The organism is Pseudoalteromonas sp. DY56-GL79 (genome assembly GCF_041414765.1).
Classification (GTDB): Bacteria; Pseudomonadota; Gammaproteobacteria; order Enterobacterales; family Alteromonadaceae; genus Pseudoalteromonas; species Pseudoalteromonas piscicida.
Genome location: NZ_JANHZS010000002.1, coordinates 1 through 24,688 on the forward strand (window position 1 = coordinate 1; position 24,688 = coordinate 24,688).

General features: G+C 45.4%; 15 protein-coding genes. 2 read left to right on the plus strand and 13 right to left on the minus strand.

The features are described from left to right. The 13 genes from NO992_RS01405 to NO992_RS01465 form a co-directional block, all read right to left on the minus strand. On the minus strand, nt 1-6,617 hold a 6,617-nt coding region (locus NO992_RS01405; protein WP_371373771.1), incomplete at its 3' end, for an amino acid adenylation domain-containing protein. A 3-nt stretch (nt 6,618-6,620) separates the two neighbouring features. Beyond that, the gene (locus NO992_RS01410) at nt 6,621-11,174 is read right to left on the minus strand and encodes an amino acid adenylation domain-containing protein (RefSeq protein ID WP_371373774.1); all 4,554 of its coding nucleotides are present in this window, start codon (nt 11,172-11,174) and stop codon (nt 6,621-6,623) included. Nucleotides 11,175-11,197: 23 nt separating this feature from the next. Then, complete coding sequence (locus NO992_RS01415) at nt 11,198-11,953, minus strand: thioesterase II family protein (RefSeq protein ID WP_253105217.1); 756 nt, start codon at nt 11,951-11,953, stop codon at nt 11,198-11,200. Beyond that, the gene (locus NO992_RS01420; RefSeq protein WP_045965006.1) at nt 11,950-12,657 is read right to left on the minus strand and encodes a hypothetical protein; all 708 of its coding nucleotides are present in this window, start codon (nt 12,655-12,657) and stop codon (nt 11,950-11,952) included. The genes NO992_RS01415 and NO992_RS01420 overlap by 4 nt, the downstream gene beginning before the upstream one ends. Continuing rightward, nucleotides 12,654-13,385 (minus strand): SDR family NAD(P)-dependent oxidoreductase, encoded by a 732-nt coding sequence (locus tag NO992_RS01425; protein WP_010369414.1) that lies wholly within the window; start codon nt 13,383-13,385, stop codon nt 12,654-12,656. The genes NO992_RS01420 and NO992_RS01425 overlap by 4 nt, the downstream gene beginning before the upstream one ends. Nucleotides 13,386-13,396: 11 nt before the next feature. Beyond that, nucleotides 13,397-13,795 carry a 3-hydroxyacyl-ACP dehydratase FabZ gene (gene fabZ, locus NO992_RS01430; RefSeq protein WP_017218124.1) on the minus strand — a complete coding sequence of 133 codons (399 nt, stop codon included), beginning with the start codon at nt 13,793-13,795 and terminating at the stop codon, nt 13,397-13,399. Then, a complete protein-coding gene (locus tag NO992_RS01435; RefSeq protein WP_010369409.1) occupies nt 13,792-14,907 on the minus strand; it encodes an ABC transporter permease in 1,116 nt (371 codons plus the stop codon). The genes fabZ and NO992_RS01435 overlap by 4 nt, the downstream gene beginning before the upstream one ends. After that, nucleotides 14,900-15,667 carry an ABC transporter ATP-binding protein gene (locus NO992_RS01440; protein ID WP_010369407.1) on the minus strand — a complete coding sequence of 256 codons (768 nt, stop codon included), beginning with the start codon at nt 15,665-15,667 and terminating at the stop codon, nt 14,900-14,902. Before NO992_RS01440 ends, NO992_RS01435 begins: the two co-directional genes overlap by 8 nt. 1 nt (nt 15,668) lies before the next feature. Beyond that, nucleotides 15,669-17,852 carry a beta-ketoacyl synthase N-terminal-like domain-containing protein gene (locus NO992_RS01445; protein ID WP_371373781.1) on the minus strand — a complete coding sequence of 728 codons (2,184 nt, stop codon included), beginning with the start codon at nt 17,850-17,852 and terminating at the stop codon, nt 15,669-15,671. Next, nucleotides 17,845-19,341, minus strand: coding sequence for an AMP-binding protein (locus NO992_RS01450; RefSeq protein WP_371373784.1), 1,497 nt, complete (start codon nt 19,339-19,341; stop codon nt 17,845-17,847). The genes NO992_RS01445 and NO992_RS01450 overlap by 8 nt, the downstream gene beginning before the upstream one ends. Before the next feature lie 34 nt (nt 19,342-19,375). Further along, a complete protein-coding gene (locus NO992_RS01455) occupies nt 19,376-19,669 on the minus strand; it encodes a phosphopantetheine-binding protein (protein WP_010369398.1) in 294 nt (97 codons plus the stop codon). A 137-nt stretch (nt 19,670-19,806) separates the two neighbouring features. After that, nucleotides 19,807-21,426: a histidine ammonia-lyase gene (hutH, locus tag NO992_RS01460; RefSeq protein ID WP_253105226.1), complete on the minus strand. Its 1,620-nt coding sequence runs from the start codon at nt 21,424-21,426 to the stop codon at nt 19,807-19,809. Nucleotides 21,427-22,076: 650 nt separating this feature from the next. Next, a complete protein-coding gene (locus NO992_RS01465) occupies nt 22,077-22,736 on the minus strand; it encodes a hypothetical protein (RefSeq protein ID WP_010369395.1) in 660 nt (219 codons plus the stop codon). Nucleotides 22,737-23,016: 280 nt separating this feature from the next. On the opposite strand from NO992_RS01465, the gene NO992_RS01470 reads away from it, so the two are divergent. After that, entirely contained in the window at nt 23,017-23,610 is a 594-nt protein-coding gene (locus NO992_RS01470; protein ID WP_371373788.1) for an ATP-binding cassette domain-containing protein, read from the plus strand. A 1-nt stretch (nt 23,611) separates the two neighbouring features. Next, nucleotides 23,612-24,685 (plus strand): DUF6136 family protein, encoded by a 1,074-nt coding sequence (locus NO992_RS01475; protein ID WP_371373792.1) that lies wholly within the window; start codon nt 23,612-23,614, stop codon nt 24,683-24,685. Nucleotides 24,686-24,688 lie beyond the last annotated feature (3 nt).

Consider the following 24,688-nt stretch of genomic DNA (forward strand, 5'->3'; position numbering starts at 1 on the left):
TTGTCACCTAACTGGCAGGTTATGGCGTGAAGATAATAAAGCACATTGTGCTGAGTGAGCATTACGCCTTTTGGTTGCCCGGTTGTTCCTGAGGTGTAGATGGTATAAGCCAAGTTAGCCAACGCGGTTGGACGCACTAAGTTCTCGTGCTCCACCGCCAGCGCATGGGTGTTTACGCCGAGCGCCGCCGTTTTTCCAAGCACAGGCTTAAGTGATGGCAAGTGGCTTTCCTGCGTTAGCACTAAGTCGGTGTTGGTGTCGGTTAAAATAAACTCAACCCGAGCTTCGGGATAATCTGGTGAAACAGGCACATAGGCACCACCGGCTTTGAGCACGGCCAAAATAGCAACGAGCATCTCACTACTGCGAGAAAAGTAGAGGGCGATAGGGGTATCGGCAGGCAATAGGCCAGCTTGGGCTTTGGGATGCTGAGCAATGATTTGCTGTGCAAGTGCATTGGCTTTACCGTTCACTTCGGCATAAGACAGCGCTTCACCACTGCTGGTTAACAAGGCGGTCTGCTCTGGCGTGTTAGCGGCGTGTTGCTCTATCAAGCTGGCCAAATCTTTATCGATGGCAAACGATTCTGCGTTGTCGTGCCATTGACTGAGCGTGGTCTGCATTTGGTTATTGACCAAGCTAATGCTTTGATGGCTTTGTGTTAGTCGCTCCCCAAGCTGAATTAAAATAGCTTGTACTTGGTCAAGGATCCACTCTGCCCGAGCTGTGCTTAACCATTCCCCGTTGTAGTGCATCACAAAGTCTAAGCGGTCTTGCTCGCTTTGGGCCACCACAGAAAGCGGATAGTCGCCTTTCTCTATTGATTCTCTGAACTTCCAGCTGCCAGTATTTTCTGGAGTCGGGTAGTTTTCAAATACAAAGAGGGTGTGGAACAAGCGTTGACCATCACGCTGCAGCTTCGACAAGCTCATATCGCTGTGGCTATTGAGTGCAGCGACGCCTTTTTGAATGGCTTTGAGGATGTCATTACAGCTTGCTTCTGCTTGCCAATTCACCACTAAAGGTAAGGTGTTGATGAACAAACCGACCGCTTGTTCAATCCCATTGACTGGAATTTCACGACCGGAAACTGTGCTACCAACAATCGTTTGGCTATCACCAGAATAGGTTTGCAGTAACTTATGCCAAGCAAATTGCAGTGCAACGTTGAGGGTTACGCCAGCTTGTTGACAAGTATGTTGTAGCGACCTAAACGCCTCGCCTTGAAGACTAAACTGCAGCGATTGCACTTGCTCAACGATTCGACTTTGCGACAAGTCATACTGACCACCGAGTAATAAGTTAATATCGTTTGCGGTATCAAATTCGGCTTGTTGTTGCTGCCAGTATGTCTGAGTTTGCTTGGCATTTTTAAGGTAATAAGCTTGCGCCTCTAAATAGGTTTGCTGCGCTTGCACCTCAGGTGTTTTCCCTGCACAAAGCTGGCGATAATACTCAGCGACTGCTTGCAGCATTAACGGTCCACTCCAGCCATCATTAATGGCATGGTGCTCGGTTTTGATAAGTGTGTAGAGGTTTTCACTGCGCTTAAATAAGGTGAAGCGAATAAGCCCCGGTTGACTTAGATCAAACGGAACTTGTCGATCTTCGGCTTGAGCTTTGCTGATGGCTTGCTGTTGGTGGTGCTCGTCAAGGGATGACAGATCTACTATGGTGAAATGGTTGTCATCAATACTGGCGTCGCGACACACCACTTGGAGTAGGCACTCTTGCCAATCAAAAGCGGTGCGTAGAATAGGGAAGCGAAGCGACGCTAAACGCCAAGCATGAATAAAATGTTTAACCTCCAGCGCTTGTTCAATATCCATGACCAATTGCACTCGGTAGGCATCATCCGTTGGGAAGTTAACAGCATGATAGATAAAACCTTGTTGCAAGCTATTAGCAGGGTAAAGTGCTTCGATATTATAGTGTTTGCTCAGCGCTTGATAATGACCATAAGACAAGTCGCTTAATCCCAAATCGCTTGGGGTTTGCTGTGGTGTTTGCGCGGCTAGTTCACAGCTTGCATTAATGACCTGATGAAGCGCCATTTCAAAGTGCTCAACAAATGCCAGCGACTGTGATTGGTTCAACCTCGAAACCACATCAAAGTGAAGCTTGTCACCGCGAACTGCGCCATTGATGTTGAGTAGCAGTGCATTGTCAGCCTGAGCGTTTGCCTCAGTCATCACATAGCCTGCTTGAGTATCATCCAGCTGCCAGTCTCGGCTTTGCTGTTGTTGCTGATTCAATTGACCTAGGTAGTTAAAGCTCACCTGAGGGCGAATTGCGCTGACTTTGTCTGCTTGCACAAAAGCGCCATAGCCCACGCCTTTGTCCGGAATGTGGCGCAGCATTTCTTTGGTGTTTGCGATGGTTGCAATAACGTCGTCGTGGTGTTCAAGACGCACAGGATACATACTGGTAAACCAGCCTAAAGTTTGCGACACATCCAAGCGCGGATCTATATTTTCACGACCATGACCTTCAAGTTGAATATGATTAACGGTACTGTCAAAAGTGCTGTGTAGGGCAATATTGAGTGCCGCCAAAAGCAAGTCGTTAATGTCAGTATTCAAACCAAGATTGGCATCTCGTAGTAATTTAGCGGTCGTCTCTTGCTCAAACGTGATGCTGTATTGTGATTGTGCTGAGTAAGTGGGTTGGCTAGTAAAGCCTTTTTGTACCTGCTGCCAATAGTACGCTTGCTCAGGGTGAGCCGCAGGGTAGGTGGCAATGGCATCCACCCACTGACGATAGCTAGTAAGCTTGTCTGTTAGTGCTTCACCACTTAATAGGGTTTGTAAGTCTTGGCTTAACACCCGCCACGATACCACATCAATAATGGCATGATGGAAGGCAAAGAATACCTGACTGCCCTCGGCCGTTTTCACCAACGCTGCCTGCCACAGGGGGCCATTGAATAAATCAAATTGGCTTTGTAGTTTGGTCAATTCGGTAAATAACGCGTCCTTACTCAGAGTTGTTGCATCAAGTAATGGGACTTCAAACTCTATCGCCGCTTGGTACGCTTGTTTTACCCCGTTGCAGGTCTGAACAAAGTGACAACGCAGCATGTCATGATGCTCGCTCAGCGCTTGAATAGCTTGAGTCAACCCTTTGTAATCAATGTGTTCAGGCAAGTTAAGGGTAAATGCTTGGTTCCAATGGTGTGGATTTGGTAGCCCTAAATCGAAAAACCACTGTTGGATTGGCAGTAGTGCAAATTCGCCACTCAACCTACCTTGCTCCGTGATAAGCTCAATGGTTTCAGTGCTAACGTGTTGAATTAAATAGGCCTGCGCTGCCACGCTTGGGGCGTCAATGATGTCTTTAACCTGAAGGTTAAAGCCAGCTTTACGCAGCGCAGACACAAGTTGAATACTGACAATAGAATCGCCACCGACTTTGAAAAAGTCATCATTAACGCCCACTTGTTCTAGACCCAAGACTGACTGCCAAATACCACACAATTGTTTTTCTAATTCGCTGCTCGGTGCTTGATAGTTGTCTTCATCCACCACGGTTGGAGTAGGCAATTGCTTGTGATCCAGCTTACCATTGTTGTTAAACGGTAACGCCGACATCACTTCAAAGTAGCTTGGGATCATATAGCTAGGTAAAACCTGAGCCAGTTCCTGTTTTACTGCATTTAGGTCTAACTCGCCGTGCTCTGGCACCACGTATGCGGCAAGTTGCTTGTTGCCCGCTTGTTCGAATACCACCACAGCGGCGACTTTCACTTGCGCCAATTCGTTGAGCTGTGCTTCTATTTCAGCAAGCTCAATCCTAAACCCGCGGATCTTCACTTGGTGATCGTTACGGCCTAAAAACTCTAGCACACCAGACTCGGACCAACGTCCTAAGTCTCCCGTTTTATACAGTTTATCTAGGCCGAGTTGTTTGGCCTTTGTGCTTGCAAACGGGTTATCGATAAAGCGCGCAGCACTCATTTCGGGTTTATTAAGGTAGCCACAGGCAAGTCCGGCACCCGCTATAAATATCTCGCCTGTCGCGCCGTATGGCACTGGATTAAGATGTTTATCAAGCAATAATACTTGGCGATGATTAATGGCTTGGCCGATGGGCACCGGGCCATCAATATTGGCACATGGATAGAAAGTGGTAAATGTCGTGCTTTCAGTTGGGCCATACGCGTTTATCACCAACTCTGGTCGCGTATCTCTGGCGAGAATGCGTTTGACTATGCTTGGAGTGATTGCCTCTCCGCCTGTTAGTACGCAGCGGACATTGTCATAAATATCAGGTTGTTGTAAATACAGCGAATCAAACAGTGTGCGCGTTAGCCAAAGTACACTAACACCGTGCTGTTTAATTAACCTTGATAGACTGTCAGGATCCGCACCTTGTTGCGCACTTGCTACAACCAATTTGCAGCCGTTTATCAGTGGTGTCCAAATTTCAAACGTTGCGGCGTCAAAATTTGGATTAGAGAGGTGAATAAACACGTCGTTTTCTGACGTGTTAATTAAATCAGTATCTTGTACCAAAGAAACAACGCCACGGTGTGGAACGACCACGCCCTTTGGCTCACCTGTCGTACCCGATGTATAGATCACATAGGCTTCGGTTTGCGCATGTGCGCCTGACAGTACCGGCGCTGCATCAGATAAAGACAAGCTATCTAAGCAGGTAATTTGCGGCTCAGCATCACAACTTGCAACGAGTGCTTCGATACGCGGGCGCAGCTCGCTTTGTGTTAAAATCAAACTAAGTTGCGTGTCGTTGAGCATATACTCTATGCGCTGGTCTGGATAATCAGGATTAAGCGGTACATAAGCACAACCCGCCTTTAGGATAGCCAGTTTTGCGATTACCATTGCAATAGAGCGTTCACAGAACAGCCCAACAAAGCGATGGCTAGCGCCAACGTCCACATGATCTTTAATGTAGGCGGCAAGCTTATTCGCACTTTGTTCTAATTCTTGATAGGTCAGCTGCATTTCGCCTTCAACCAGCGCTATTCGAGCTGGCGTTTTTTGTGCTTGCTGAGCAACCAATTCATGGATAGTAGCGTGCAAATAATCCGCATGCTCGTCTACCTCAACCATGGGTGTTCGCTCATCATTACTTAACAAAGAAATTTGACTATGCGACTGGTTTTCATCAGCAATAATGGCATCTAACACCAATGTCATTTGGGTGAGCAATCGCTGTGCTTTGCTTGGTGCCAGCATGGTTTCGCAGAAGCTCAACTTAAGTAGCAAGATATCTTGTTGTTCAACAATGCTGATGGTGAGCGGATAGTCTACTTTTTCAATCATCTTATCGAATGACCATTCGAGTACGTCTTGTCCCGCTGGCGTCGGATAGTTTTCAAATACAAATAGACTGTTGAACAGGCGAGTATTCGGCTCTTGTAGTTGCGACAGTGAAACACTGCTGTTGCCGTTAAGTTCTGCAATTTTTTCTTTCAGCGCTGTAAGCTGGGTGCGAATACTGGCCGTTTCTTGCCAATCAAGGGAAAGAGGTAGGGTATTGATATATAAACCAACACTGGCATGGATCCCGTCGATGGGTAGTTCACGACCCGAGACCGTTGTGCCTACTATGGTTTGCTCAGCGTCGCAGTAATATTGCAGTACTTTATGCCAAGCAAATTGCATTAAGACGTTCAGCGTGAGTCCGTGCTGTTTAGCAAAAGCTTTGAGCTGTTGATGGCGCTCTGAAGAGAGCTTTAATTCGCTCGCCGCCGCTTTTTGGATCTGTGACGAGCCAGATTGGTCAATATTTTTACTCAATAAGCGGTTGATATCATTGGGCTCACCAAATTGTGCCTTTTGGGTTTGCCAATAGCTATCGCTAGATTTTTGATTTTGCTGATAGCGCGCTTGTGTTTGCAGGTAAGCCGTTTCTTCTTCAACAATGACCGGCTCGCCTTTGGTTAGTTTGGCGTAGTTTTGATGCACGGTTTGCAGCATCACCGGAAAGCTCCAGCCATCGCTGATGCTGTGGTGCTCTGCTTTAATTAGAGTGTAATGTGCATCAGCGCGTTTAACGATAGCAAAACGCATTAATCCAGGTTGAGTCAAATCGAAAGGCGTATTACGGTCGTCGTGAATGAGCTTATCGATACGCGTCTGTTGTTCAACTTGGTCTAACCTACTGAAGTCGTGAAAACGGAAGTGATTTGCGGTAAATCCAGCTCCTCCTTTGATCACTTGGATGATTTCATTTTCCCAGTTGAATGCAGTACGTAGTGCAGGGTAACGCATTGATGCCAAGATCCAAGCCTGTTGGTAAGCATCAACATCGAGTGCTTGATGGTAATCAATGACTAACTGAACTCGATAAGCATCATCATTTGGCTGGGCAAGGTGATGATAAATAAAACCTTTTTGCATACTGTTAGCATCAAAGATGGCACGGATCTCAGATGCTTTTTTACGCTCAGCCGCTAGTAACTGTTCAAAGTCTTGCTCGGAAAAAACTTGCTGCGATACAAGGTAATCTAATAATGCGGCTTTATTTGCTTTGAGGTAGTCAACCCATTGTTGGCTGAGTCCTTGCTCACCATGGACAATCTTAAGTTTGTCGCCGTTGGCCCAAAGCGCAATGTTATCCTTTGCAAGTGATTGGCATAAATTCAACATGGTTTAAATCTCTAATTCTTGTGTTTTTTCAGACTGAGTCGTGGTTTGTTCTAGTTGTGTTTCACTTAACTGGGATTGCAGTGCAGCTAGTTGCTCCTGAGAAAGCGAGCCCGCACCAAAATCGCTAGGGGTGCTTACACCACCGCGCTTTTTCGCCTCGATCGCCGTATCCAATACATCATGCAGCGCTTGTGTTAAGTGATTAGCGAAGGCATCGGTAAGATTGCCATCTAGTAATGAATCCACTTTGATCCTGAGTTGCTCGCCCTGAACCAGCGCATTGATATCGAGGATCAGATCCGAGCCGTTTTGTGTGGAACTTGTTTCGGTTTGCAGTTGGTTGTCTATCTGCCAAAGCGCATCGCTTTGCCCACCCATTTGGCCTAGGTAGTTAAAGCTAATATTTGGCAACGTTAAGCTGGTGTCTTGCAGTTGTGCGCTACCAAAACCAAGACCTTTATTCGGGATCTGGCGTAGCGCTTCTTTGGCATCAATAATGGTGTCGCTTAGTGTCGCTTGTTGAGTCAGGCGTAGCGGGTACAAGCAAGTGAACCAGCCAATTGTTTGGTTGATATCAGCATCATCACGCCACATCTCACGACCATGACTTTCCAACGTGATAGCATGCTGAGTTTGCTTAAAGGTTTTACTCAATGCTTGGCACAAAGCAGCCAGTAGTAACTCTTCACCTTGCGTATTGAAGCCTGCATTCGCGTCACGTATTAAGCGAGCCGTGGTTTGCGCGTCTAGCTCTAACCACGCGGTTGACGGTGTTGCAGCCATGCTTGGCGGATAGCTTGGCAAGTTGGTTGCTAAACGCTGCCAAAATGCCATTTCTTGCGGGTGTGCTGCTGGGTACGCTTGCATCATTTCTACCCATTGACGATAGCTGGTACGTTTACTCAGCAATTCTCCTTGCGCTAAAAGAGTTTGCAGATCTTGCGCGATGATCCGCCAAGAAACCGCGTCGATGATTAAGTGGTGAAGCGCAAAGTGAAGCAGGTCATAGTCTTCACAAAATGCTTCGATATGTGTAACTTGCCAAAGTGGACCATTACAAATATCGAACTGGCTTTGTCGCGCGTTGAGCTCTGCTTGTACATCGTGCGACTTGCCGTTAAGGACGTTGAGTGGCGCCATCGTACTAACATCGTTATATTCTTGCGTAATATGGCCTTCAAATTCCATAAAGGTTGTGCGCAACATATCATGTTGATCACTTAAACTGTGTAGCGCCTCTTGTAATTGAATTTGGCTATAGCCGCTTGGGATCCTGATTGCAAATGCTTGATTCCAATGATTTTCCTCCGGTAGTGCTTTATTGAAAAACCATTGTTGAATTGGCAGTAGATCAAAGCGTCCGCTCAGCAGGCCTTGCTCTTGTGTTATCTCTCGTTGAGTCGCTTGTACGCTAACAATACGCTGACTTAACGCCGCTGCAGTTGGACAGTCAAAGATATCTTTTACTTGTAGTTCAATGCCTTGCTTTCTGAGCAAAGCAACGAGTTGAATCGTGAGAATAGAATCACCACCGATAGCAAAGAAATCATCTTTGGTGCTCACTTGCTCAACACCAAGCAAAGTTTTAAATGCTTCACACAGTTGCGCTTCAGTTTCGTCTTGCGGCGCTACATATTCGCTTTGGCTTACCAGCTCAGGCTCTGGCAACGCTTTACGGTCTAATTTACCATTGCCAGTCAAAGGTATTTCCGCAAGCTCAGTCCATGTTTTTGGCTGCATATAACTGGGTAGCGCTTGACTCACATGGGCTTTCACTTGGGCAGTTTGGCCGTGATGTTGTGGCTTAAACTTGATATAAGCGGCTAGGTAGGGAACACTTTGTAAGGTACGGTTGATAACCACTGCTTGGGCAACTTCTGGCAATTGGTTGATCACGCTTTCGATTTCACCCAGTTCAATACGGTAGCCACGGATCTTCACCTGATTATCGTTACGACCGATATACTCCAACTCACCATCCGGTAGGCGTCTTGCCAAGTCACCGGTTTTATACAGTCTGGCTCGTCCTTGTTGAATGTCTTGTTCGCTTGCGTATGGGCTGCTAATAAAGCGTTCTTGACTGAGCGCTTCGCGGTTTAAATAACCACGAGCAAGACCTGCACCGCCAATATACAACTCACCGCAGGCACCGGGTTCGACCAACTGCAATTTGGAATTTAGCACGTACGCTTTCATATCTAATATGGGTCTACCGATATGAGAGGCTTTAGAACTTGATTGTTGCGTGAGTGCTTTATAGGTTACATGCACCGTGGTTTCAGTGATCCCATACATGTTGACCAATAGCGGCTGTTCATCGCCGTAGCAGTTCCACCAAGGGTTGAGCATTTCGGGGTTGAGTTTGTCACCGCCGAAAATCACATACCTCAGTTTGTCAAAATTCAATTTTGCGTTTAGTGCCGCTGCACTAAATTCATAGAATGCGGCAGGAGTCTGATTAAGCACAGTCACTTGATTGTCTGAGCAGTAGTCTGCAAAGGCCTCAAAATCGCGGATCAGGCTGTTGTCAGGAATACAGAGTTTACCGCCATAAAGTAGGGCACCCCACATTTCCCATACACTAAAGTCAAAAGTATAGGCATGGTAAAGCACCCAGATATCGTGATGGTCAAAGCCATAATCTTGCTCCGTCGCCGTGAACAATCGAGCGACGTTTTCATGAGTTTGCATCACGCCTTTTGGTTGGCCAGTCGTACCTGAGGTATAAATGATGTATACCAAGTCCTGCGGTGATTGGCTGATGACAGGTGCTGTGTCGCTTTGTTGCTGAGCATTAAGTGGCGTAATTAATGGGCAAGCCACCTCCGCCAAACTGCATTTGTCTTGTGCGGCGGCATACTCTTGCTCGTCGACGATCAACAGGCTTGGGTTGGTATCACTTAGAATAAAGGTTGTTCGCTCGCTGGCATGGTCGGGAGACAGCGGCACATATGCCGCCCCCGCTTTAGTGACAGCAAGAATTGCAATCAGCATCTCGATAGAAGGCTGCATGTACAGCCCAATTAACGTATCGGCAGTGAGGGGTTGTTGATACTGAGACTGATATTGCTCCCGTAAATGCAAGGCAAGGGCGTTGGCTCTGGCGTTAAGGGTTTTATAATCGATAGATTGTGTTTGGGTTTGTAGCGCGATTTGATCTGGGTGCTTACTTACCGCTTGTTCAAACCAGTGATTTAAAGTGGTGTCGGAAAAGAACGTTTCATTGTCTTGATTGCTGCGCGCCAAGATAAGCTTTTGCTCTTCTTCATCCAGTACCGGCAGTTCGGCGATATTAAGGTCGCTAGAGTGGGTAAGTAATTCAATAAAGCGCGCCTGAATATCGGTGATCCGTGTCATTGCCACGCGAGAAAAGACAGACTTAGCGGCGACCACTTTACGACAAAGGCCTCCTTCTGTTTCAAAATGCGTAAATTCGATATCAAATTGTGAAACACCAGGCTCAATGGATACCCCTTTGATAATGGTATCTCCCGCTGTGCCCAAAGCAAGTTCGTACCCTTGGCGACCAATCATCAACGGGGTGATCCCTGGACGAATGCCATTGCTTTTTAGCTTGGCTAAGTAGTTACAGGTGACATTAATATGCTTTGCAGCGTCTTTATTATTATTTCCTGAAAGCAGTAATTGGGTGAGCTGGTTACTGACTTCACTGATTAGCGATGCACCTGTGTACTGCTCAATATCGCAAATAGAAACCGTTTCAACGTCTGAATAATGACCTAAGATCGCGCGTGTTTTACGGGTGCGGCGAGCCATCGGGATCCCTATGGTCAAATCGGTTTGCCCAGTGGTATGAAATAAAGTCAAAAAGACGCTGGCAAGCACGACGCTAAAACTCGTAACACCAGCTTGAGAGGCTGCCTGTTTTACTTGTTTGAGTGCCTCTGGGTTTTCTTCACGAAACGCGATGCCGTCATAATGGTGCGCTAGTGCCTCAGTATTACTCTGGTAAAAATCGATAGGATAGAGTTCGCTCTTTTGTGAGGTTGCTGCACGCTCAGGCTTTTCTTCAAACATCACTTGATAATCAAGGGGGGCGAGATCAAGTTCAGAGTTATCAAGCACCGCTTCTATACATGCGAGTAAATCGCTCATCAGTACTTGCAATGCCCACTGGTCACAGTTGATGTGATGCCCTTTGATGGTCAATAGCAACCGAGTTTCCGAGCTACAAGCGTAGAATTGAAAGGTCTCTTTGGTGATATCGATGGCTTGCTCAATTAAGGTTTTGGCGGTGATAGAGTCACTAAAAGCGGCAATCTCATCAGGCACGGCTAATAACTTAGGGGCACTGGCTAATAATTCGAGTTGTGGTTCGCCTTGAGCCTCATCAATACGACTCGATAAAACTGGGTGCCTTGCAAATAGCAACACCAAGGCTTGCTCTAGTGCCTCGGCTGTGAGCCCGCCGGTAAACTGTACCGCGCAAGCGATGTTATATACTGGATTTGCCAAATCAAGCTGTTGGGCTTGCCATACGTGAAGTTGCCTCGTTGTCAGAGACTTGAAATTGGCGGAATTGGACAGTGAGTTCATTGCGTGATCCTTGTTTTTTCGCCTTAACACAACGGCTTTTGCCAGTTTGCTTTTTGGTATTTTGTTTGCTGCAAGCGTGCTAAGTGTCGCGCTACTGCGGCGACAATCACCTCACACGCCAGCGTTGGGCGTTGTTGTAAATACATATGACCACCATCGACATGATGGTGCTGAAAATGGTTCTCGCAGTACTCAGACCAAGCTTGGTGTGACTCAGGCTTAACCAAGTGATCTTGTGTGGCGAGGATCAGTTCGACCGGCATCGTCAACGTAATGTCTGTACTGACGGGTTGCTCGGCTAACATAAAGTCGTCTTTAAACATGGCAGCCACAACCGCTTCTACATCCTTCGTTAAACGATGTTTAGGCAGCATGTCGAGATGATATAAAGTCGTGAGCAAGTCCGAGTCAGTCAATTTTGAGTACTGGGTAGCCGAGGGAATACTTGGCGCGCGGCACCCAGATAGACAGAGTAAATCCGGTGTTGTCAGTGCGTGTTTAGCAAGATGATCGGCAAGCTTATAAGCCACCATCCCGCCAAGACTGTGACCAAAAAACACGCACAGCCGCTCACTACGCGGCTGAAGTTGCGCGCTACTACTTAGGTGACTGAGTGCCTCATCCCAGTCCCGTAAAGATTGCATACCTGCTTTAGTACCACGGCCCGGTAAGTCGATGCCGTGGAGTTGCCAATGCGCAGGTAAATGTTTGGCCCATTCCCTAAAAAACAAAGAAGAGCCACCTGCGTGATGGAAACAGTATAAGTCAACCGGCATCATAGCTTGAGCTCCAGCGTTGGTGTGAATGCGATGGATTGACCGGTGAGCATGGAGTTGGTTTTCATAAAGTTGACTAGGTATTCCACCAAGTCTTGATAGCTGTATACCGCAGGTCGTGCACCCAGTACGCCTCCTTTTAGGTTGCGCTTTTGGATCCTTGCGGCTTTGCTATCGGTAGCCAGTAGCGGTAACACAAAACTGTTAACTGCCAGCTTGCTACCTTGATATTCGCGCGCGAGCGTCATCATCAATGCGTTATGAGCGTGGTTACAGACACTAGCGGTGGCCTCTAACTCGTAATTTAAGGTGTCGGATTGCGTTAAAAAGACGAGGTTTCCACCACTCACTCTGAGGTTGTCGGCGATGACTCTGAGTGCCGAAAATGCGCTTTCTAGGCGTGCGATCACTTGCTCACCAACGGCAATGTCTTCGAGTAGGTTGCTTTCATCAAGGCGATTGGCACAATGCAGTACCATCACTTCTTGCTGATTATTATTGATTTCAAACCAATCTAGTAATGCATTGGTATTTAACTCCGAGAGGGGAGCGCAAAGTTGGATATGGCTCGCTTCTGGATTATGCGCGAGCACTTCAGCACTTGCATTGATAAGGAGTAACGGATGTTTTTGCGACAGCAAATGGGTAACGAAGTGACTATCAAACTCACTTGTTGGATAAAGTAAAATAAACGCTTGAGCATTCATACCGCAAGGCCTCCATCCAAACGAAGCACATTTCCAGTTTGGTAGTTTGAGGCGCTAGAAGCGAGATATAGCGTGGCATCGGCAATTTCTTTGACACTCCCAACACGACCTAGTGCGGTATGTTTAAGCACCGGGTTGATAATGCTTGCGGGAATATCATCAATCATATCGGTTGCAATAAACGTCGGAGCGAGTGCGTTACAGTAAATACCACAGTGACCATATTGCCGTGCAATAGTCCGAGTGAGGCCAATAATTGCGCCTTTTGAGGTCGCGTAGTTAGCTTGACCTTCACGTCCGCTTATTCCGCTTTGCGACACCATGTTGATAATCTTGCCTGCACCTTGCTTAGTCATGACTGGCAATACCGCTTGACAACACAGCAATGTACCCTTGAAGTTGATATCTAACACGTTATGAAAAGCGTCGTACGACATCTGAGAGAACAAGCTATCATCCGTGATCCCAGCATTATTCACCAACACATCAACCCGACCCGTGTCGCTTATCGCTTGGCGAATAGCGGAATTGACGAACTCACTGTCGGTAATATTGCCGCTTTGTTGAGTGAAACGAGCTTGATACTCAGGTTTATGTAACTCCGCGATGGGGGTTTGTGTGCGACAAATACCGTATACTCGAGCACCACCTTGCAAAAAGGCGAGTGCGATGCCTTTGCCTATCCCTTTGGATACGCCAGTCACTACTACTGTCTTTCCAGTAAACACAACCAAGTTCCTTAATCCGTGTAAACAATCGTGAGTTCGGCTTTTGCAACCAACTCATCTTCAACGTGTGCTTGTGCTTTAAAGCGTGCCATCGCACCAAATTCAGTTTCCAGTTTTGCCGTTACTTTAATGATTTCACCGGGGCGAACAGGGCGACTAAATTTGGCTTTTTCTATGGAAGACAGCATGCCTCCTGTGTGCGTGTTGTTGCAGCACAAGCCGCTGATCTGCGCCATGGTCTCAATGATTAACACACCTGGGAAAATAGGCTCATCCGGAAAATGTCCTTGCAGGCCTGGCTCGTTATGCGAGACGAACTTCAATCCAACAATCATCTCTCCTGGAGAGTGTTCGATTATCTTGTCTGCAAACTTAAATGGTGCCTTGTGCGGCAAGTTATCGGTGATCATGATTTTTCATCTCCCCAGTCAAAGCAGAAGTAAACGATGAGGAAGAACACCACGCTGGTGACGCCTAAAATAATCAGTTGACGACTTACCGCAGCCAGTTCAACGCCTTGGTTTGCGACTAAGCGCAGTGCATCCAAAAACGCAGTGGTTGGCAGTAACGAAACTATTTCTCGCAGTAGAGTGGGAAAGTTAGCAGTGTCGAAATAAATGCCTGATAAGAACATCAACGGAAAGTAAAGTAAGTTAGCTATCCCTGATGAGACTTCAACCCGTTGGCTACGGGCGCCGACCAACACGCCGAGCATACAGATACAAAATGAACCGAGTGCCATTACTGCAATGATATCCAGCACGTTTCCTTGCAGCGTGTAACCAAATAAAAAGTGAAAGGCGACGAACAGAATCAGCATTTGGAACACCAGTAAGAATAAGCGTGCGAGCACGATCCCAATGATGTAATCACGGCGTTTGAAAGGAGAAAGGCGTAGACGTTTAAAAAAGCCGTTTTGTCTGTCCGACACTAAACTGTTGGCAATCGACACCAGTGCTAAACCAAGGACTTGTAACACGATGATCCCCGGGATCAACCAGTCAGTGTAACGATAACCTTTGACGCTAATGACATTGCTTCGCATCTCTTCGCCGTTAGCTTGCGCTTTAAGACGCAATAGATAGTTACGTGCCATTAACGACTCATCGGAGTTATGAGTAGAAAACATAGCGTTGGGGGCAAGGTAAACTTCAGGGCTCACCTCATTTTGCAGCTTACGTAGCACTGAGCCTGGTGAGCTGATCACTTCCGCCAGCTGAGCAGAAGCAAAGCTGTCTTCCAGCACAATTGAATCGGTTTGTGAGAGGCGGGTAACGGTAACGAGTGGATCTTCCTCCATCGCTTTAAGCCATTTCTGTTCAATTTGCTCGCCATGCATCACCACCACATTCATAGGAGACATTTTTGGTCCACCGGAGAAGGCTTGGATCAACAATAGGGCGATAAAAATAGGTAAACCGAATGTCCATAGCAATACCGCTTTATCACGGAAAAAAGGTCGAATATTGACCATCATTAATTGCCAAAATGGATATAACTTAGTTTGACTTAACTCAGGCATAACTTTCCCTCTCCATCGTGGAACCTGTGAGTTTCAAAAATACGTCGTTGAGTGTGGCTTTTCTGGGTTCTTTAATCACCGGAGTCTCAAAGGTGCGATTAATAATGTCGCTTGGCGCGCCTGACTCTATGATTTGACCTGAATTAATGATGGCTAAGTTGTCGCATAAGAACTCTGCCTCATCCATGTAGTGCGTCGTTAACATCACACAGGTACCGGCTTCTTTGAGATCTTTAATGATGTGCCAAAACTCCTGACGACTCGTGGGGTCAAGTCCCGTAGTTGGCTCATCTAAAAACACCAACTTGGGCTGGCCAACCACTGCCATCGCCAAAAATACGCGTTGCTTTTGTCCACCACTGAGCTCGCTTAGCCAAGCGTCCTTTTTCTCGCTTAAATTGAAGCGCTCAAGCAGCGTATCAATTGGCGTGTAGCTTGGGTAAAAGCTGGCAAATAGCTCGACGCACTCTTTTACTTTGAGTTTTTCGTAGAGGTTATTGTGTTGCATCACGCCACCCATAAGGCTGCGAAGTTTGGTTTCGTGTTGCTTCCAATTAAGACCGAATAACGTCACTTCACCTGACGTTGCACTACGCAAGCCCTGAAGTATTTCCAACGTCGTGGTTTTTCCGGCGCCATTGGGCCCAAGGAGTCCAAAACATTCGCCTTCGCTAACGCTAAAAGAGACGTCGTCGACGGCAACTTTTCGTGTTCTTTTGTAGACCTTCCTTAAGTTCTTCACTTCGATCACGGTCGTCATCTTATTTCCTTACTGTTCGTAAAATACATCCCGTCATACTTCCCGCGAGATTAACGCTTAGGAGTAGGGTTTGATCTAACTCGGTATCACCTGCTGGGGTGTTGAGTGCATGCATTAGCGCACGCACTGCTAATTCTGTACTGTGTAGAGGCGTGGTTTGTGGTTGATATTTTATAAGTTGAGCCTGTGGTAAATGGCTGTCCAAGCTTGCTGCAATGGTGGCAAACGCTTCGTCGTGATGAGTACTTAACACGACATTGCCCACTTGGCTTAGCTTCCTAGCATTGCTTGCCAATAATCTGTCTAGTGCTTGATGCTGCTGCGCATCATTGATTTGAATAAAATCAATGAGCTCTGCGAGAGGTTGGTAGCCTGCCGGTAACACCTCGCTGGTTGCCAAGAGCGCCGCACTGGAAAAATGACCGATATCTGCTTGGAATTGATGTGCAGCCCAGACCTGCTGTGAGAGTGCTGTATCGTCTTGCGAGCTACATACCATCGCATATCGACTTCGACCTTCACGCATATCAAGTGCTGCGCTCCAAAGCGCATGTAAAAAGTCATTGCCTAAATCACTCACACAAGTGGCCGAGTTTTTAAAGCCAAAGCCGAGCGCCAGTTGTCCTAATGTGGCATTGACGACGGTATTGGGGAAATGCGTACTTTTTAGCTCTGCAATGCCATCTTGAAATGATGCGAGGTTTTTATCTAAGGTTTCCAGCGAGCCAATGGGATTAGCATAGTAGGCTGCGAATTCTGGCAGTGGTAATTGTGCTAAATTGAGATCGCTGTCTTGTAAGGTAAATTGGCAGGCACCTAAGGCAAATTGTGCAACACACGGTGTACGGCGCTGGAAAAGTGCAGGGAACTGCTGTTTTAAGTTAAATTCAGCAAAGTGGTCGGTGCTATTTTGTCGAGCATTGTATACTTCAGTATCAGACAGGCTGGTGGCAGCAAGTAGATACACCGGTTTTGACGCCGTGTTAATCGACGTTTTCTGATGTTTACTGAGTAGCATGCTGGTGTTGTGGCCACCAAATGCTGAGTTAGTCACCGCAAAAACATCAACAACCTGAGGTCTGGCCTGATTGGTCACTAATTGATACGCATGGCAACACGACCTTATTGAGTCGACCCCCAGTGTTGCTGGTAGAAGTCCTTCATCCTGGCTGACCAAAGTTGAAATAAGTTCTACGGCACCAGCGGCACCAAGGGTATGACCAAAGTAAGATTTACTACTTGAAACCGAGACGTCGCGCATGGCCTGTTCACCAATGGCTGATTGGATCCCTTTTAGCTCTGCGCCATCATTTGCTGGCGTACCAGTCCCGTGGCTGTTGATATATTCAATATCACTTGCTGCAACGGGCGCATAGGACAATGTCTGCGTAAAAGCGCGGCGTACACCATCGCCCTCGGGGTTAGGCGCTGTAGCGTGGTGAGCATCTAAGCTCGACCCTGTCGCGAGCAGTTGATATCGCAGCGTTGCGTTACGCTGATTGGCATGTGTTTGCGATTCAAAGACTAAAAAACCTGCGCCTTCACCTAAACTTAATCCCATTTTTTCGCTGTACGGAGCACAAGGCTCAGGACTCAAGGACTGTACCGACTGAAAGCCGCCGTAAACCAGCTCGCTCAGGGCATCCGCACCGCCAGCAATGACGACATCTGCTTGGTCGTTTTCGATAAGTTGTTTAGCAAAAGCAATGGCACTGCTACTTGCGGTACAGGCCGAGGTGAAAGTCATTACAGGGCCCTGAATACCGAAGTGGCGGCTGACATCGGTTGCAATTTGATGTGGTGGATAAAACTTAAACCCCAGTTGGTGCTGACCTTTAAGGCTCTCCATCAATGAAAACATACCGCAGTTAGCATTACCGAGAATAAATGCCACACGGGTACTGTCCATCTGATTTAAGGCTAAATTTGCATGCTCAAGTGCTTCTGTAACGGCATGGATAGCGTATTGGCTCGCCAGATCCATATCAAAATGTTCTGCGCTGTGGTGCTCGTAGTTGATAGCGAGCGCCCCAACATTGTGTGTTAGTCCCTGTGTGTCGAAACGATTAATGCGGTCAATACCAGTGCGGTTTTCCTTGATGCTAGTTAGCAGCGCTTGGCGATTTTCGCCTGCTGCACAGAGCACACCATAACCAGTAATGAAAGTTTGTTGTTTATTATTCATGTACGCATTCCTGTAGTGCCGAGAGGGTGATTTTGCCGAGTTCGTTTTCTGGAAATTGCGCCAAAAAATGAACCTGCGGCGTGGGTAAATCTTTAAACCAACTTCTGATGTCCTGAAGGGTAGGGATGCAAGATAGTCCTTCGACAAAGGCGACCAGCTCGCCCCCTTTATTATTGTTATTGTCCTCGATAAAAAACACGCGATGGCGAAGTCCCACAAAGCGTTCTTGGAGGATTTTTTCTATACTTTGTAGCGAGTAGCGTTTACCTGCATATTTAAATATTTGGTCTGCGCGCCCACCGTGTGTGAATTGATTTTCATTGCTGAAAATCAGCTTATCTTTGAGCTCAAACTCTTCACAATTAGCCACTAAAAACGGCGATCTCAACATGGTTTTGTGCTCGCCATTTTGATAAATGTCGACGGCAGTGAACTTAGTAAAGTGCGTTTCGTTGTTGCCTAATGGACGATAGCCGATACCGCCGGTTTCAGTGCTTCCTAGTACTTCAAAAGCTTGTATTGAAAGTGATAGGTAAGAAATAAGGTCGGCAAGTTTTTGCTCTTTCTCACCTTTGAATGGTGCACCTGAGCTTATTAAATAACAGTGGTTTTGATTTAACTGATCGGCCACAAAGTCAAACATAGTTGGCGTTAAGATCACACCTACCTGTTTGTCTTTTACAGGTTGTAAATCCGGTGTTGAACCGAGTTCGTAACACACCGGTTTGCCTAGCTGAAGAGGGAGCATAAATGCCCAAATAAAACCGAACATGTGGCGGATATCTACGCAAGCACAGAAATAATCTACTGCGTCAAACGAGAAAGTGTCAGCAAAGGTGACGGCTTCTGCATGGAGTGAGGCGATGGATTTATGCCAAGTTTGTGGCTTACCTGTGCTGCCTGACGTTTCAAAGCCAATTGTCTTATCGCTATGGTGCTGTAAAAATGCCGTCATGGAATGAAACGGAATTTCCACCTCTTGATTGGCAAGCGTGAGCTCTCGCCAGCTAAACACATTGGCGTTCGCGGCCGTATTCGCACTTAATACCGGAGTGATATTGTGTGCTAATAACACCATAGTGCTCACAATGATATCGCATGGCGTACTGTCTTTGATAAGGCGAGCCTGACCGTTGATCTCACACTCTAGACTACGCTGTATCAGTGCTAGTAAATCGGTCTCTTTGAGAGAGGTGACTTGATCTGCCCAAGTCTCTAAGGGTGTTGCTTGTTTTTGTTGCGTTAAGTTTAACGCTATTTGACGTGTTAGTGTCGCCAAAGTTACAGTGCTCAATTCGCCCAAGTCTTTTAATTGGAACGCTTTTTTACATGCAGCAGATAACTGCATAAGGTCGACCGAGTCGAGAAACAGTGGCGCCTCAATTAAATTGGCGTCGTCACTTAGTACGTCTAGTTGTTCTTTATCTACTTCTAACTCAGCTTCAATCAGTTGCATGAGTGTTGAACGAATGGCACTGTATGTTTGCATGGTGTCCTTCCAAGCGAAAATGGTTACGGTCAGATCAACAAGCTTCAGCTGTTGTTTGTGCTTCAACTTGTTCGTGAACAAAGCTAGCTAAGGTACTGACGTTTTTCATTTTTTCTTGAATGGTTTGTTCTGGGTAATCTTTGAACTTAAGGTTGTATTTTTTCTCGATAGATACCACAAGATCGAGCACCTCGATACTGTCTAGATCTAGACCGTCACCGATAAGTTGAGCATCATCTTCGATTTCATCAATGCTATCTACCACTTCTAAATTGTCTACAATGATGTCTTGTTTAATAAATTGTGTTATTGATTCTAAGCTACTCATTTTTATATCCTTTTTAGTTTCTCTGGTGTGTAGTTTACGTCTCATTAGCGGTTTTTGAGCAACAACAAGCCCTAGCTGGCTGCAGTGAAGCTGCCAGCTATAGCGTTATCGTCATCTCAAAAATGACTTAGAGAGGGTTACTGCTCATTAAATAGGGCGTTAACCATATTGTTGATTTCGACATCCATCGGCCTATCTTCAATGACTGGTTGGAAGTTGCTGCTAATTTCGTCGAAAAACTCGCGAGAAAGTGCGTTGAGTTTCTCTGCTTTTGCATCTTTCCCATCAACATAAAATGCCTGGCGGATCGCCATTGCCTGAATAGCAATAACTGGCTTAATGAGATCTGTAATACGACGAAGGTCACGTGCGGCGATAGTGCCCATGCTGACGATGTCTTGGTTAAGTGCTTCTGTTGTGCGTGAAAATACTGACATAGGGCCTGCATTTTTAAGTGCTTCTGCAACAAGAGAAGAAGAGGTAATTTGCATTGCTTTGAAACCGTGGTGTACCCAAGCTTTGTCGCCAAGATCTTCACGCGCAACCAAGTTGTTAGAAATTCCACCGTTAAGGCGGTCATCAACCAAAATGCCTAATTCACGCTCTAGTAACGCGCCCATGTTTGCAACAAGTGGCTTGAGGGTATCGCACACCGCTGCAACGTGACCACCGTAGAAGTGACCCGCGTTAAGGATAAGGTCGTTCTCATCATCAAATAGTGGGTTATCGTTCACTGAGTTGATTTCAGTCGTTAGGATCTGTGATGCCCACATCTCAGCATCAATTAATGGACCTAACACCTGCGGAGAGCAGCGAATTGAATAGCTATCTTGTAACCTGAATGTTTCTTGCTTGCCAAACTCAATGTTGTCATCGGTGCGGTTTCTGCGACCTAAACGCTGATCGACGTTAGTTAAGCGTTCTAGAATTTTCTCTGCGCAGATCTGCTGTCCGCGGTGTGGTTTAAGTTCGTGTACGCGTTTATGGAATGGCGATGCACGACCTTCGATAAGTTCGACATAAAGCGCGATCAGTTTACAGCTTAAATCAATGCCGCGGCGGATGTCTTTTAGCGCATTCGTGGCGATAGCAGACATAACCGAAGTACCATTCATGATAGCTAAACCTTCTTTCGGCTTTAGCTTGTATGGCGCAATGTTTAGCTCTTCTAATACTTCAGCGGTGTCACGCAGTTGTCCTTGATAGTACACTTTACGCTTACCACCAAGTGCGGCACCGACATAAGAAAGTGGTGTTAAGTCGCCACTCGCACCCACAGAACCCATAGAAGGGATAGCTGGGATGATGCGGTTGTTTAGGAAGGTTTCCATCTGCGCCAGCAATTCCCAACTAACGCCTGAAAAGCCTTTGGCATTACAGTTCATGCGGATCAATAAAGTCGCGGCACAATCAGACTCTGAAAGGTAATCACCAACACCACAGCCATGATAAGCAATGAGGTTTTGTTGTAATTCTTCAGAGAGAGAAGTCGAAATACGGTTACTTGCTGAGTTACCAAAACCAGTCGTCACGCCGTATATATCTTCTTGATTTGCTAATTTATTGTCCAGGTATTGACGGTTTTGCTCGATTCTAGCTTTTAATGCCAACTCGTCCAATTTTACTTTGGATAAGGGCTGAGCTGCGTAATCTTGCACTGACTCCAGAGAAAGTGATTGATCTTGCGAGATGAAAACAATACTACCGAGCTTTTTCTCGACCTGAATTGCTTCCTTTTCTGTGTTGTACTGGTTCATGACTTTCCTACTCTGACTAAAATAATGAATCCGATTGTGATTTTCACAATGCTTATATTTTTGTATGACCGGAAACTGTTTAGAAAACCCAATCATACTTGTTAGAGGCGAGTACTACTTAACCAACGTCCCGTGTGTGCCAATCCGTTAACTTGGTCGGCTTTGTCGCGATACTATTGTCGCTATCTTTGTTACAAGATTATTTTATTTGTAAATAAAAAATATTAAATGTGATTTTTTGATTGTTGTGTTTTAAGAACGGCGGCTAGGTTAAGCCTGAGTTTTCAGGGTGTCAACACGAAAAATTTGACATTTTAATGTTAATTAAATCCAACGTTAACATAATTGAAATGTTATAAAATGATTGCAATTTGGAGTTGTTAATAGCTATTTTTTATCTCTATGAGATATAAAGAATTAATTAATTTTTAAAGCTAAAACTCTATTTTTATTGTACGTGGAAAGTTTAATAAAACTGACTTATGACAAATGTCACTATTTTGTATGGTCGGATCTGAAAATGAATAGAATTGACTTATTTCGACAGAAAGTTGAATTTTTTGTGAATAAAAAATGCGTTATAAATATAAATCTAGACGGCTAACCGTTGAGGTTGCCGGAATATCGGCAGCCTCAAAGACGGTGATTAATTAGTATTCTAAAACGGTGCTCATTAATCCAGTTTCACCGACGACGAGTAAGTAAGAGCGGTCTAGCGATGCATTGCAAAGACTTATAACCTCATCACCCATCATAATATCTTGATTACAGTCATCCACTTGATACCAGCTACTGACTTCTCCTTTATCAAATTCAACGTCTGAACCGTTAATATTTAATGTCATTGTTTCAGAAGCTAATACTCGTACGGTAAATTTATTATCGTGATCATCTTTAGACTTTCTAACAACCTTTATATCTAAGGTATCGTTGCTATCCTGCATTACCACAAAGTGATAATCTCGGTCATTACTCACCTTAATTTTTTCTTGTTCTACCATGCCAAGCTTGTTGACTGACTCAGCATAAAAACTGATTTCACGGTTGGTGTTATGTTCGTGTGTTATGCGTACGGGTTCTGAACCGGAAGCGAGTACTTTGACGCGATATTTATCGTCAGCGACATTTCGTTCATCACCGTCTAGTTCAGTGTTAGCAAGGTGAAATGCAATTTCATAATCGGTGGCATTAACCAAGTTATATTGGTTTTTATAGATGTCAGAACCGAAGTTGGCGGTCTCGACATCTTCAGACGAACAGGCAACCGCTAATAGGGATAGGGTGGCTGCAGTTAGGATACGAAAGTTCATAGTTGATCTCCTTTATCAATATTTTGAACATAGGTCGTTATTCAAGCGATTTCGGAGCAAGAGTATAGGATGGAAAAATGAAAGGTTACTTAATGATGTTTATAAGATGTTAAAAAATGTAGTATGTAAGGCTTTGTTACAAAATAAGGTACGTGGTATTCGCCATTTTACTTTCTAACTAGGTGATAAATATTGGCTTTTGTAATAAGTTAAGTTTTATGACAACTACATTTTTAAACATAAATATAAATCCCTATTTGGATTTATAGTGTAGAGCAAGATGATAACGATAAAATCTTTAAGTAAAAGTTTCTCCAAAGAGGTACTGTTTGACAACTATTCACAACAGTTTGACCATAATAGAATTTGTTTAGCGGCGCCGAATGGCGTAGGGAAAACCACCTTACTGAGTATGATTGCTGGGCTTGATGATGCGTTCAAAGGCGACATTCTTTTACAAGACAAGAAAATCGATAAACGCCAAACACTTGTTGCACTTGCGTCAGACAATATTCCATTTCCTGCTTTTTTGCGTGCAAAAGAGTTATTAACTCTCACATCAACCGCATGGCAATGTGATTTTCCTTCGCAGCTTATAAACGACTTTCAGTTTGAATCCTTTTTAATGACGCGCTACGCGGATCTCTCCTCTGGTAACAAAAAGAAGCTTCAGCTTATTAATGCTTTGATGCGTAATACCCCTTATTTATTGCTCGATGAACCTACAGCGGCTTTGGACGCGGCAGGCTGCGAGTATATCGTTGAGCTTGCGCAAAACTACGCTGGCATGGTGCTGATGACAAGTCATGAGCCTGAACCTTTTTTACAAGTTGGATTTCGCTCTATTCCCTTAGCACCAAAGCAGGGTAGTTAATATGCTTTATTACTATCGTTACAGAAAAGCATCACTTTCCCTATCGCTGCAATCGATAGGCCAGCAACTTCAGCAATTTGGCTTGATGATAGCTGCATTGTTTCAAGTTTATCTGCTAGGTTTTATCGCAATACTATTTATGGGTATAGGTAAAATTGTAGAAAGTGATAATCCCATTGCACAGGTACAAATTGCATGGGGATTACTTGCGGCGCAAAGCTTTATTTTATTTGTGTTTAGAGATGCGGTTTTGGACAAAGCGCACAGAAGTTACCACCACACAATCCTCCATCGTGCCATCCATCAAAAAGTGGCAGATGGGTTGTCCGTGCTTGTTGTTCATCCCTTATTATTGATGACTCTAATTCTCTGCTATTCGATTGGAATTGAGAAAATCACACAAGCGTGGCAATTACTGGTTTTTGCGGTGACGCAATTCTTCATTGCCCTTTGTTTTATTTATCGACCCTTGGGGACCAGTATTGGGTTATTGATAACAGCTATTATCAGTTTTGCTGTTATCGAAATTACTTGGTATTTGGTTGCTGTAAATCTAATAGCACTTGGCTGTGCAGTTTTGCTACCGCGTAAAGTGACGCTATCGATAATGGTTAAAGGATTGACGACATTTTGGCTGAGCTTTGCTTACAACCACTATTTTGTGTTGCTTTGGCGCATTGTGATGAGTGTATTGGTGCTATGGTTTGGCGCGATCTTAAGCGCAGAGCGCCCCGATCTGATGGCAAATTACGTCCCAGGTCTGGTGACGTTAAATCTATTATGGTGGTCGAGCCTTGCCATTGATCTCAAACCTGAAGTCTACGACCGTACTGCATATTGGTTGAGTATAGATAAGCTGCAATCGGCAAAGCAGAGTATTTGGATTATTGTGCTGACGGCCGCCGTCTGTTTTTCAGTGCCTGTCTATATGTTATTGGGACTGAGTTTAGTGAGTCTATTACCTTATGCCTTTCTACCACTTTTAGTGTTAAGTGCATTAAAAAGTCCACAGCATTTAGCTATGACTTGGCTCAGTACTTTAGTGCTGAGCTATACCGCGTATGTGCTGTTGTAATGA

What these genes read in the sequence shown, in the direction of transcription:
- NO992_RS01410 (WP_371373774.1), bottom strand. Translation starts at nt 11,174, where the DNA reads ATGAACTCACTGTCCAATTCCGCCAATTTCAAGTCTCTGACAACGAGG.
- NO992_RS01415 (WP_253105217.1), bottom strand. Translation starts at nt 11,953, where the DNA reads ATGATGCCGGTTGACTTATACTGTTTCCATCACGCAGGTGGCTCTTCT.
- NO992_RS01420 (WP_045965006.1), bottom strand. Translation starts at nt 12,657, where the DNA reads ATGAATGCTCAAGCGTTTATTTTACTTTATCCAACAAGTGAGTTTGAT.
- fabZ (WP_017218124.1), bottom strand. Translation starts at nt 13,795, where the DNA reads ATGATCACCGATAACTTGCCGCACAAGGCACCATTTAAGTTTGCAGAC.
- NO992_RS01435 (WP_010369409.1), bottom strand. Translation starts at nt 14,907, where the DNA reads ATGCCTGAGTTAAGTCAAACTAAGTTATATCCATTTTGGCAATTAATG.
- NO992_RS01440 (WP_010369407.1), bottom strand. Translation starts at nt 15,667, where the DNA reads ATGACGACCGTGATCGAAGTGAAGAACTTAAGGAAGGTCTACAAAAGA.
- NO992_RS01445 (WP_371373781.1), bottom strand. Translation starts at nt 17,852, where the DNA reads ATGAATAATAAACAACAAACTTTCATTACTGGTTATGGTGTGCTCTGT.
- NO992_RS01450 (WP_371373784.1), bottom strand. Translation starts at nt 19,341, where the DNA reads ATGCAAACATACAGTGCCATTCGTTCAACACTCATGCAACTGATTGAA.
- NO992_RS01455 (WP_010369398.1), bottom strand. Translation starts at nt 19,669, where the DNA reads ATGAGTAGCTTAGAATCAATAACACAATTTATTAAACAAGACATCATT.
- hutH (WP_253105226.1), bottom strand. Translation starts at nt 21,426, where the DNA reads ATGAACCAGTACAACACAGAAAAGGAAGCAATTCAGGTCGAGAAAAAG.
- NO992_RS01465 (WP_010369395.1), bottom strand. Translation starts at nt 22,736, where the DNA reads ATGAACTTTCGTATCCTAACTGCAGCCACCCTATCCCTATTAGCGGTT.
- NO992_RS01470 (WP_371373788.1), top strand. Translation starts at nt 23,017, where the DNA reads ATGATAACGATAAAATCTTTAAGTAAAAGTTTCTCCAAAGAGGTACTG.
- NO992_RS01475 (WP_371373792.1), top strand. Translation starts at nt 23,612, where the DNA reads ATGCTTTATTACTATCGTTACAGAAAAGCATCACTTTCCCTATCGCTG.